Genomic DNA, 12,410 nt, shown 5'->3' with positions numbered 1-12,410 from the left:
GCTCTCTTCTCATAAAAAGACCACCTACTTTCTTAATTTTAACAATACTTCTCTTTAAAGAAGTTGTCCAATTAAGTGTAGACGGTCCAACTGCCAAAATAATACTTATAAAAATGTATACTACCCCCGATTTTGTAAAGTGCGGACGTCTGAGGGAATAGTATGAGCGAGAGACTACAGGCTCGAGCCATACCCCTAGGCAAGCATGCACGTACAAAATCGTAAACTCCATAAAAAATAAGCATATCACTAAACTTTAAAAAATCAGTTGAGTGATATGCTTATTTATTTTGAGCGAGGCTATATGTGCCGAAGCCTTTTATTGTATTACATTACTTGTCCATAGCTTTATTTGCTATATATGTAACTTCTTTTTGTAATGTATTCGTTCTTTCTTCTAATAATTCCATAACTTTTGCCATTTTTTCACTTTTCTTTAACTCACTTGGAAATGTACTAGGATCAATAGGATCCCCAAATTTAACAAATGATTTCTGTCTAAATCCAAAGATAGATTTTACTTTTTTAGGACCTTCGAAAGCTGCAGGTACAATTGGTTTATTGCTTAATACAGCTATTGTTGCGGCACCTCTTTTTAATGGTGCTTCTCCTGTTTCTGCTCTATGTCCTGAAGGGAAAATACCAACACTTTTACCTTGATTTAGTAATTTAACAGGAATTTTCAGTGTACTTGGTCCTGGCTTTTCTCTATCTACTGGAAAAGCATTTAATGAATGGAAAAACTTATCCGACCAATTTTTAGAGAATAATTCTTTTTTTGCCATATAATTGATTTCAGTAGGATATAAACTTAAAGCTAACATTATAACTTCAACATAACCTGTATGCGTACAAGTAACGACATATGGTTCTTCAGGAACCTTCTCTTTATTTATTGTTACAAGTTGTTTACCGAACTTTTGGAAAACAACATGTAAAACAGTACTAGCAAATTTATACATTTAATGATCACTCTCTTCTTAATGATATTCATATTTTATCACTCTAATACTTGAGTCACAAGTTTTCATACAAAATATTGTAACAATTAAATACATCATATTATTGGCAATTTAATGCAATATCTATAATAATTATTTTATGGAGTTTTTTAGGAGGGATTAGAATGGATCAGAATCAAAATGGCGACAATTCAAATTTAAATCAAACATCTTCGAATGATTATTATTATAAGAAGAAAAATAAGATACCATGGTATCAAAGTTGCCTGATACCTTTTTTATCGGGGATTATTGGTGCAGTCTTAATACTCGCTTTATATATAGGTGGTACTAAAATTATTGATGTCGTTAATAACTACAATGACGAAGCGAATATAACGAAAGCACCGGCTAATGAAAAAGGCGGTAATATAAAAGATAATAAATCAAGTAATAAATCCGTATCTAAAATGATTGAAGATGTATCTCCATCTATTGTTGGTGTTATTAACAAACAAAAAGCTAGCGGAATTGAATCATTCTTTGGTGGAAAAAGTTCGGGTGAATCAAGTGATCCACAAGAGTCAGGTACTGGTACTGGTGTGATTTATCAATCTAGTGATAACAGTTCTTATATTGTTACAAATAATCATGTTATAGAGGGTGCCAATGAAATTGAAGTACGTCTTCATAACGATAAATCAGTTAAAGCTGAACTTGTAGGAACGGATGTTATGACTGATTTAGCTGTCTTAAAAATTGATGGCGATTATAATATCGAACCAATTAAATTCGCAGATTCTTCTAAAGTTAAAGCTGGTGAAACAGTATTTGCACTTGGTAATCCATTAGGAGTAGAATTTGCAAACAGTGTTACACAAGGTATTATTTCATCTGAAGAACGTACAATGGATGTACAAACTTCTGACGGTGTAACAGAAGCAACAGTCATACAAACTGACGCAGCTATAAATCCAGGTAACTCTGGTGGTGCTTTAATTGATTTAAACGGAAACTTAATCGGTATTAATTCCATGAAAATATCACGTCCTGATGTTGAAGGTATTGGCTTTGCAATACCAAGTAATGAAGTAAACAACATTATTAAAGACATAATGGATGATGGTAAAGTTACGAGACCATATATTGGAATTAGTATGATATCTATTGAAGATATACCAAGTCAATATAGAAAAGAATTAAAATTAACAACTGACAAAGGTGTATACATTTCAGAGGTAGATGAAAAAGCAAACAACGGGCTTAAAAAAGATGATGTTATCACTAAAGTTGATAATAAAGATGTTACTGAAGTTTCAGATATAAAAAATTATATCTATAATGAGAAAAAACCTGGTGATAAAATTACTATGAAATATATAAGAGATGGTAAAGAACATAGTACTAAAATCACTTTAAAAGAACAAAATTAAATTAAAAAATCCTTCTAAGTTTACTTTCAACTTAGAAGGATTTTTTTATAGTATTTAGAATCCTCTGCCAGCTCCACCACCAGAGAATCCGCCTCCACCACCGAAGCTTCCGCCTCCGGAGAATCCACCACCAGAACTACCTGATGATCCTCCAAATATAAATGGACCAGCCATTCCTCTTCTTGTACCTCTTCCATTACCACCTCTAGGAGGTTTTCCTCCTCCATTTTTAAAGTAGATAATGAAAAACACTATGATAAATAATATGAAAAATACAAATGGAATTTTACCTAATCCACTACTTTGAGGTTCTTTTTCAGTGAATTTCTTACCGTCGTAACCATAACTTTTAGCAATTTCATCCCAGACGGCATCATATAATTTCGTCAAACCTTGATCATAATATGCTTTTGCTTTTTTAGCATCGCCCGTTTTAGCAGCCTTTTTTTGGTATGGCATGAAGTTGGAATCAATAAGTTCACCAACTTTAGAATCATTCAGCACACCTTCTAAGCCATCACCAACTGCAATATCAATACCTCTATTATTATATTCATTACCGTTATCCATATTAAGTAATATAACAATACCTCTATTGTGCTTTTGATCTCCAACTTTATAATGTCTACCGGCTTCTAAAGCATAATCTTGACGAGGAGTTTGTCCAATTGACTTCATCGTCATGAGTAAGATATCTGCATCAGTACCATCTTGTAATTTTTGACCTTTTTTACTAATTTTATCTTTACTTTCATCACTGATTAAGTTTGCATGATCTTGAACAAATACAGGTTGTTCAAGCTTAGGAAACTTTTCATCTGCCGCTTGTATTGTAGAACTTAGTGAAAAAAAGCTTATAATAAACAAAACACAGAAACGTTTAAACATTGATGTCATTAAGATTCATCTCCACCGAAGTCAACTTTAGGTGCATCTTTTGCTTCACCTTTTGCTTGGAAATATTCTTTCTTATCGAAATTAAACAAACCTGCTACTATACTAGATGGGAATCTACGCGTAGCTTGATTGTATTCGTTAATTGATTCATTATAATCTTTTCTAGCTACTGCAATTCTATTTTCAGTTCCAGCTAGTTCATCTCTTAATCCAGTAAATTGTTTATCAGCTTTTAAATCAGGATAATTTTCACTAATAGCGATTAAACGGCTTAATGCACTATTTACTTCACCATTTGCGGCTGCTTTTTCTTCAGGTGAATTTGCACCAGCTAATTTACTACGTGCATCAGAAACATCTTTGAAAACTTTCTCTTCATGCTTAGTATACCCTTTAACAGTATCAACTAGATTCGGTATCAAATCGACACGTCTTTGTAATTGATTATCTATATTAGATAAAGATTTATCCGCTTCTTCTTCTAAACCAACTAATCTATTATATGGTCCAATCATAATGACCCCTAAAATCACGATTATTGCTACTACAGCAATAATAGGTCCTAAATATTTTTTCATTTAATTTTCTCCTTTTCATTAATTTCATATGTCAATTTTATTATACAATAAATTCCATGTTAGTACAGTTCATTGAATATAGAAAAAAGCGCAATAAATAAATTTATCTATTGCGCTTTTATTGTTAATATTATGAGAATTTAACCATTGTATATTTTTTCTTACCTCTTCTTACGATTGTAAATTCATCATCAATTTTGTCTGCACTTGTTATTTCATGATTAACGTCTTGAATTCGTTCACCATTAATGTAAATGGCACCATTATTAATATCTTCACGCGCTTGTCTCTTAGAAGGTGAAACACCAGCTTCAATAATAAAATCAACTAGTTGTACAGTTTCAGAACTTACTTGTGCTGTAGGTACATCCTTGAAACCTTCTTCAATTTCTGATTTAGTCAATGCTTTGATATCACCTTTAAATAGTGCATCAGTAATTCTTTTTGCTTCTTCAACTGCATCACTACCGTGGATGAATCCTACCATTTCTTCAGCTAACACTTTTTGTGCTTCTCTTAAGTGAGGTGCTTCTTCAACTGTTTTTTCTAGTCGTTCTATTTCTTCTCTATCTAAGAAAGTAAAGTATTTTAAATATTTCACGACATCTGCATCTTGAGCGTTAATCCAAAATTGGTATAGCTCATAAGCTGATGTTTTACTTCTATCTAACCATACAGTGCCTGATTCAGATTTACCGAATTTTTTTCCATCTGCTTTAGTAACTAATGGAATTGTAAATCCGTAAGCTTCAGTATCACCATACATTTTTCTCATTAAATCTAATCCAGTTGTTATATTGCCCCATTGGTCAGAACCACCAATTTGCATTTTACAATCATAATTTTGATTTAAGTAACCGAAATCTATTGCTTGCAGAATCATGTAAGTGAACTCAGTATATGATATACCTGTTTCTAATCTCGACTTCACAGAATCTTTAGCTAGCATGTAATTCACACCAACATATTTAGCATAATCTCTTAAGAAAGAAATTAAATCAATTTCTTTTAACCAATCCTTATTATTAACTAAAATTGCAGAATCATCACCTTCAAAATCAAATATTTTATGCATTTGATTCATAATTCCGCGTACATTTGCTTCAATTTGTTCGTCTGATTGTAGATTTCTTTCTTCTGAGCGTCCAGAAGGATCACCAATCATACCAGTACCACCACCTACTAATACAATAGGTGTATGTCCATGATTTTGAAATCTTCGTAAAGTTAAGAAAGGCAGTAAATGTCCAATGTGTAAACTATCAGCAGTTGGATCTGCTCCACAATATATTTTGACAGATTCTTTATTCAATAATTCTTCAATTTCTTGTTCATCAGTTTGTTGATATATTAAACCTCTCCATTTTAAATCTTCTATAAGTGCATTTGCCATTACTAATTCCTCCTCTTAAAATATAATATAAAAAAGCACCCTTACATAAAAATGTAAGGGTGCTTGAATACACGGTACCACCATACTTATGATGTTAAACACATCATCGCTCATTAATGTTACGTACATTAAAACGTCGAACATTTATTAAAGGTGTATTCATCATTATCGCTTTATCAGTTCACAGCACCACTGACTCTCTTAAAAAGAATATAACAACTACTTCTCCTTTAGTTCGTTACCTTATGCAATTAATTACAAAGTATAAAGCTATCTTTTTTAAAAGTCAATACAATACATATATGTTATAATAATGATGATTAGATTGGAGGTAAAAATTTGAGTTCAAATCAGTCTAAAAACAAATTCAAAGATCAATTTAATCGTTCAAGTAAGAAGTATAAAGATACTTTTAAAGAAACAAAATGGTCTCCAAAATTAATATTCCACACTACATATAATGTAATAAGCAATTTATTCTTTATTATTATATTCATAAGTTGCTTATTATTAGCACTTGGCTTGGGTATTGGTGGCGGTTACTTCGCAGGACTTGTCAAAGATGAAAAAGTGATGTCAAAAAAAGATATGAAGCAACAACTTTATTCAATGACGGAAAGTACGTCTGTTTATTTTGGTTCTGGAGAGTCACTTGGCCGATTAAAAAGTGATGTCCAAAGGGATGTTATTAAAGGAAATGAAATAAGTGACAATGTTAAGAATGCTCTTATTTCAACAGAAGATGAAGATTTCTATAACCATAATGGTATTGTTCCAAAAGCTTTTCTTAGAGCTTCTGTGCAAGAAGTTTTGGGCAGTGCTAATTCTTCTGGTGGTAGTACATTAACGCAACAACTTGTTAAGAACCAACTTTTAACAAATGAAACATCTTTTGAACGTAAAGCTAAAGAAATGTTACTGTCGATGAATGTTGAAAAGAACTTATCAAAAGATGAAATTATCGATAGTTATTTAAATGTCGTTTCATTCGGTCGTAATTCAAATGGTTCGAATATTGCAGGTATTGAAGCTGCTGCACAAGGTGTATTTGGTAAATCAGCTAAAAAATTAAACGTGGCAGAGTCAGCATATCTTGCCGGATTACCACAAAACCCATATACTTACACACCTTTCTTACCTAATGGTGATTTGAAAGATGATGAATCATTAAAATTCGGTATAAATCGTCAGCACTATGTACTTAAAAGAATGTATCAAGAAGATAAAATCACTAAAAAAGAATACGATGAAGCTTTAGATTTCGACATAAAAAAAGCATTTGTTGATAAAGTTGAAGAACCAAACCAAAAATATCCGTTCTTAACTGAAGAAGTTGAAAATCGTACAGTTGATATTCTTAAGTATCATTTAGCTAAAAATGATAATGTTTCTAAAAAAGAATTGGACCAAACGCCAGTACTTATGACGAAATATACAGAAAAAGCTAATCAAGCAATGCGTACTGAAGGTTATCGTGTTGATACAACAATTGAAAAAGACATGTATGATAAGATTCAAGACGTAAAAAATAATTCAGGTAGTTACTCATGGGATAGAGAAGCAGATTATACAAATAGTGAAGGTAAAAAAGCTTCTAAAGAATTCCAACATGAAGTCGGTGCCCTTCTAAAAGAAAATCAATCTGGAAAAATCCTAGCATTTGTTGGTGGTAGAGATTACGAAAAATCACAAATTAATCATGCTACTAGTGCTAAACGTTCACCAGGTTCAACTATGAAACCATTATTAACTTATGCACCGGCATTTGAAAATGGTTTAATTACTCCAAATACTGCTTTACTCGACAAAAAATTCGATTATCTTGGCTATTCCCCAGATAACTATGATAGAAGAGAATTTGGTCCAGTAACAGTTGATTATGCATTAAGAAACTCATTAAACTTAAGTACATTAAGGTTATATAGTAATGTACAAGACTATAAACCATGGGAAAACTTAAATAAAATGGGTATGACTATACCTGAAGATGTTCAAGATGGATTAGCCCTTACGCTTGGTACAGCTGACTTTACATTAGAACAAGATGTAAATGGTTATAGTTCATTAGCAAACAAAGGTGAATATAATGACAGTTACATGATTGAATCTATTAAATCACGTAATGGCGAAGTTATTTATCAGCATAAGAAAGATCCAAAACGTATATTTAGTGAATCAACAACATATTTAACAACAGATATCTTGAAAGGCGTTCTTGATGATGGTTCAGGTTACCAAATTAAAGATTCATTTGATGGTAACTGGGCTGGTAAAACAGGTACATCACAAGATGCTAAAGATAGTTTATTCGTTGGATATACACCAAAAGTAACACTAGGTATTTGGATGGGTTATGATCAACCAATTTCATTCGATGAAGATAGTCATTATCAATTATTTATGTGGAGAGATATGGTTAACGCATTATCTACTACTGATAGAGAAAAGCTTGGATATGATAGTGAATTCACAAAACCAAGTACGGTAAAAGAAGATACAATTTGCCAATATACTAATTCTACAGATAGTTGTAGTAGCGGTGAATCTAAAGCACCTTCTACATTAATTTCAGATAAGGTAGATACATCTAACAAAGATATACAATCAGATTATGTAATGAAACGTTTAGGTAAAGCAATTGATCCTAACACATCATCTAAAGTTAAACCTAAAGAAAAAGTTGCTAAAAACTCTAAAGAAGCTTGGTCATACAAATCTAGCAGTAAATCTAGTAGTTCTGACAGCAAGCCATCCAGTGGTACAAGTACAGCACCACCAAGTAGCGACTAAACACAAAAGAGCTGAGACAATTAATTTGTCTCAGCTCTTTTTTCATCTTAAATTAGAATAGCCCTACTGCAGATCCATCTTCATTAACGTCCATATTCAATGCTGCTGGTTTTTTAGGTAAACCTGGCATCGTCATGATATCTCCAGTCAATGCAACGATAAATCCTGCACCGGTTCTTGGTGATAATTCTCTAATTGTAATATCAAAGTCTGAAGGTGCACCGATTTGTTTTGGATCATCTGTAAATGAGTATTGTGTTTTAGCCATACATACTGGATATTTGTCCCATCCATTTTCCTTTATCGTTTTAAGTTGTTTTATAGCTTTATCACTAAATTTAACTGATCTTCCACCATATACTTTCTGAACAATTGTTTCTAGTTTATCTTCTATAGACATATCTAAATCATAAATTGGTGAAAATTGTTGTGGTTTTTCTAAGACACGTAATACTTCTTTTGCAAGGTCTATTCCGCCTTTTCCACCTTTTTCCCATACTTCAGTCAGTGCAACTTTTATTTCATGTTCTTTGCACCAATCTAATACATATTGAACTTCTTCTTTTGTATCATGTATAAATGCATTAATTGCAACTACGGGTTCAACACCAAATTGTTTAATATTTTGAATATGTCTTTCTAAGTTTATTATGCCTTTTTTAACCGCTTCAACATTTTCACTTTTAAGTTCATTTTTCTCAACACCACCATGCATTTTCAAGGCTCTTATCGTAGCTACTATTACGACAGCACTTGGATCAAATCCTGCTTTACGAGTCTTAATATCCATGAATTTTTCTGCGCCTAAATCAGAGCCAAATCCACTTTCTGTTACAACTATATCTGCTAATTTTCTAGCAGTATTTGTTGCGATTATCGAGTTACAACCATGTGCTATATTTGCAAATGGGCCACCATGTACAAATGCAGGTGTACCTTCAATAGTTTGAACAATATTAGGTTTAATTGCATCTTTTAAAATGAGTGTTAATGCACCCTCTACTTTCAAATCACGAACCGTTACAGGCTTTCTATCTACTGTATAACCGATAGTTATGTTTGCTAAGTTTTCTTTTAAATCTTTAATACCATTCGATAAACAAAATACTGCCATTATTTCAGATGCAACTGTAATATCAAATCCATCTTCTCTTGGAACACCTCGAGTTGGCCCACCAAGCCCAACAACTACTTGACGTAATTCTCTATCATTCATATCAAGTACACGTTTCCATTCTATTCGTCTTGAATCTATATTTAACTCATTACCTTGATAAATATGGTTATCAATAAAGGCTGAAAGTGCATTATTTGCAGTAGTTATTGCATGTAAATCTCCATTGAAATGTAAATTTATTTCTTCCATTGGTAGTACTTGCGCATAACCTCCACCAGTAGCGCCACCTTTCATTCCAAAGACTGGACCAAGAGAAGGTTCTCTTAATGCTACCATTACATTTTTATTTAATTGATTGAATGCATCAGCTAAACCTACTGTAACAGTTGATTTACCTTCTCCAGCTGGTGTTGGACTCAATGCTGTTACTAATACAACTTTTCCTTTTTCTTTAATATCTTTTAACTTTGTAATATCAACTTTTCCTTTATAATGCCCATAAGGTTCTAAAGAATCATGAGGAATTCCTACCTTTTCAGCAATTTCATTAATCGGTCTTAATGTACTTTGTTTTGCAATTTCTAAATCTGATAAATGACTCAATATTGTTCACTCCTTAAATTTATATTACAAATTATAAGAATCTCAACTTTAGAATAAACAAATAATTGTAAAAAATCAATTTAACTTACCACTACTAATATCATGATAAAGGCTGAGACAATAATTTGTCTCAGCCTCAACTTTCATAAAAATTAATCTTCCAATGTAGATAAATCACCAGCAGGTAAATCTAATTCCCATGCTTTTAATACACGTCTCATAATTTTACCTGAACGTGTTTTAGGTAATTTATCTTTAAAATCAATTTCACGAGGTGCTGCATGTCCAGCTAATCCTTCTTTAACAAATTTTCTTATCTCTTCTTTAAGTTCATCAGATTCTTCATATCCTTCTCTTAAAGCGATAAAAGCTTTTATAATTTCACCACGTACTGGATCTGGTTTACCGATTACCCCAGCTTCAGCTACTGCAGGATGCTCAACTAGTTTAGATTCAACTTCAAATGGTCCTACTCTCTCACCAGCAGTCATAATAACGTCATCAACTCTACCTTGGAACCAGTAATAACCATCTTCATCTTTATAAGCTGAGTCACCTGATACATACCATTCATCATTTATAAAATATGATTCATATTTAGGTTGGTTATTCCAAACTGTTCTCATCATTGAAGGCCAGCCTTTTTTCAATGCTAAGTTACCCATTCTGTTAGGTGGTAATTCCTTACCTTGATCATCAACTATTGCAGCTTCAATACCAGGTAGAGGTTTACCCATTGAACCTGCTCTAATATCCATAGATGGATAGTTAACAATCATATGTCCACCCGTTTCAGTCATCCACCAAGTATCATGTACTCTATGGTTAAATACTTTATGAGCCCATTTAATGACTTCTGGATTTAATGGTTCACCTACTGATAATACATGTCTTAAGGATGATAAGTCATATTTACTAACCACATCGTCTCCCGCACCCATTAACATTCTTAGAGCTGTTGGTGCAGTATACCAAATTGTTACACCATAAGTTTGGATAAATTCATACCAACCTTCTGGAGAGAATCTTCCACCCACGATACAATTTGTAACACCATTTAACCATGGACTAAAAATACCATATGATGTTCCTGTTACCCAACCTGGATCTGCGGTACACCAATAAACATCATCTTCTTTAAAATCTAAGACATATTTACCAGATATATAATGTACAACCATTGCTTCTTGTACATGAAGAACACCTTTTGGTTGTCCTGTTGAACCTGATGTATAGTGTAGTATCAATCCATCTTCTTTATCTAACCATTCGATATCAAATTTTTCATCAGCTTTTTCAAATTCTTTATTAAAATCAATATATTCATCACTTACCTCATCGTCTACTACAACGATATGTTCAAGGTTAGGTAATTCATCTTTAGGAATTCTTCCAACTAAATCGTTTGTTGTAATAATAACTTTAGCTTCACTGTTTTCAAGTCTATCTTTAACAGCTTTTTCCATAAATGCTTCAAATAATGGTCCAACAATCGCACCAATTTTCAAAGTACCTAAAAGTGAAAAGTATAATTCAGGCGTTCTAGGCATGAAAACAAATACTCTATCGCCTTTTTTAACGTTTGCTTTATTTTTCAAAACATTTGCAGCTTTATTACTCGCGATTTGCATATCTTTAAACGAATAACTATCTTGTCTATTCTGATCTTTATAATGAAGTGCAATTTTGTCCCCTTTACCATTATCAACATGACGATCAATACACTCATATGCCATATTTATCTTTCCAGTTTCACTCCAACTGAAATTTTTTTCAATATCTTCCCAATTATGATTTTTTACTGCATCATCATAATTAGCAAGATTATAATTATCATTTAATGCTTCGTAAACTTCGACTTTCATTTAAATCTCCCCTTTTATAAATGTAATCGTTTTCAATAAAGCCTATTTCTATTATAATATAAATAGATGATACTTTTCAAAAAAATTTGATTATTCAAAATAAACTTTACAAATATAGAATATCATATTTATAGAAAGGAGGTACAAAATTGGAACATTTAAAAACTTTTTTATCTGATACTGTTACATATAATAAAGATATTAATATCATAATTGAAGGTCCAGTAAATTCAGATGAATTAAAGAAAATGACTTTCGACGAAGGTTTAAATAGTTTCAGAGTTCCTAAAGAACAATTTGAAGCTATTATTGAAATTGCCGAACTACCTGAAGGAAGAATCATCATTGCACGCATAGATCAACATATTATTGGCTATACTACCTATCTTTATCCAGACCCACTTGAGCGATGGTCTGATGGCAATCTCCCCTATATTTTAGAGCTTGGTGCAATAGAACTTTCTTTAAAATATCGAAAGTATGGCTTAGGTAAAAAAATGTTGAAGTTAGCGATGAAAGCTCCGGAGATGGAAGATTTCATTGTTATAACAACTGAATATTACTGGCATTGGGATTTGAAAAATAGTGGTTTAGATGTGTACCAATATCAAAAAATTATGCATAAAATGATGGCTGAAGGTGGTTTAGAAGTATTTGCTACAGATGACCCAGAAATTATAAGTCATCCTGCTAATAGTTTAATGGCTAGAATTGGTAAAAATATTAAACAAGAACAAATGGAAGCATTTGATCAATTAAGATTTATGAATAGATTTTTCTTTTAGGAGGTAAA

General features: G+C 32.2%; 9 protein-coding genes and 1 other annotated feature. Of the genes, 3 read left to right on the top strand and 6 right to left on the bottom strand.

The genetic code is table 11. The features are described from left to right. Positions 1-332: 332 nt before the first annotated feature. The gene (locus LQ668_RS07450; RefSeq protein WP_107509798.1) at positions 333-962 is read right to left on the bottom strand and encodes a lysophospholipid acyltransferase family protein; all 630 of its coding nucleotides are present in this window, start codon (positions 960-962) and stop codon (positions 333-335) included. Positions 963-1,126: 164 nt separating this feature from the next. Here LQ668_RS07450 and LQ668_RS07445 point away from each other — a divergent pair, with 164 nt between their 5' ends. Further along, positions 1,127-2,374: a S1C family serine protease gene (locus LQ668_RS07445; protein WP_107509797.1), complete on the top strand. Its 1,248-nt coding sequence runs from the start codon at positions 1,127-1,129 to the stop codon at positions 2,372-2,374. 54 nt (positions 2,375-2,428) lie between these two features. Here LQ668_RS07445 and LQ668_RS07440 read toward each other — a convergent pair whose 3' ends face one another. The 3 genes from LQ668_RS07440 to tyrS all read right to left on the bottom strand — a co-directional run bounded on the left by LQ668_RS07440 (position 2,429) and on the right by tyrS (position 5,242). Next, complete coding sequence (locus LQ668_RS07440) at positions 2,429-3,271, bottom strand: TPM domain-containing protein (RefSeq protein WP_078357532.1); 843 nt, start codon at positions 3,269-3,271, stop codon at positions 2,429-2,431. Further along, positions 3,271-3,849, bottom strand: a complete 579-nt coding sequence (locus LQ668_RS07435; protein ID WP_107509796.1) for a LemA family protein — start codon at positions 3,847-3,849, stop codon at positions 3,271-3,273. The genes LQ668_RS07440 and LQ668_RS07435 overlap by 1 nt, the downstream gene beginning before the upstream one ends. A gap of 130 nt (positions 3,850-3,979) precedes the next feature. Next, positions 3,980-5,242 (bottom strand): tyrosine--tRNA ligase, encoded by a 1,263-nt coding sequence (gene tyrS / locus LQ668_RS07430; RefSeq protein ID WP_107509795.1) that lies wholly within the window; start codon positions 5,240-5,242, stop codon positions 3,980-3,982. 52 nt (positions 5,243-5,294) lie between these two features. Continuing rightward, positions 5,295-5,481: a binding site (T-box leader), on the bottom strand. Between the two features lie 100 nt (positions 5,482-5,581). On the opposite strand from tyrS, the gene LQ668_RS07425 reads away from it, so the two are divergent. After that, positions 5,582-8,032, top strand: a complete 2,451-nt coding sequence (locus tag LQ668_RS07425; protein WP_107509794.1) for a transglycosylase domain-containing protein — start codon at positions 5,582-5,584, stop codon at positions 8,030-8,032. A gap of 52 nt (positions 8,033-8,084) precedes the next feature. Here the strand turns inward: LQ668_RS07425 and LQ668_RS07420 are convergent, their stop codons facing one another. Then, a complete protein-coding gene (locus LQ668_RS07420) occupies positions 8,085-9,752 on the bottom strand; it encodes a formate--tetrahydrofolate ligase (RefSeq protein ID WP_107509793.1) in 1,668 nt (555 codons plus the stop codon). Between the two features lie 152 nt (positions 9,753-9,904). Further along, a complete protein-coding gene (acsA, locus tag LQ668_RS07415) occupies positions 9,905-11,617 on the bottom strand; it encodes an acetate--CoA ligase (RefSeq protein WP_078357537.1) in 1,713 nt (570 codons plus the stop codon). Positions 11,618-11,766: 149 nt separating this feature from the next. Here acsA and LQ668_RS07410 point away from each other — a divergent pair, with 149 nt between their 5' ends. After that, the gene (locus LQ668_RS07410; RefSeq protein WP_078357538.1) at positions 11,767-12,402 is read left to right on the top strand and encodes a GNAT family N-acetyltransferase; all 636 of its coding nucleotides are present in this window, start codon (positions 11,767-11,769) and stop codon (positions 12,400-12,402) included. The last annotated feature ends 8 nt before the right edge of the window (positions 12,403-12,410 follow it).

The sequence above is a fragment of the Mammaliicoccus sp. K-M42 genome (assembly GCF_022386375.1).
Classification (GTDB): Bacteria; Bacillota; Bacilli; order Staphylococcales; family Staphylococcaceae; genus Mammaliicoccus; species Mammaliicoccus fleurettii.
Note: the sequence above shows the minus strand (reverse complement) of the source record. Positions and strands in the feature narration are given on the sequence as shown.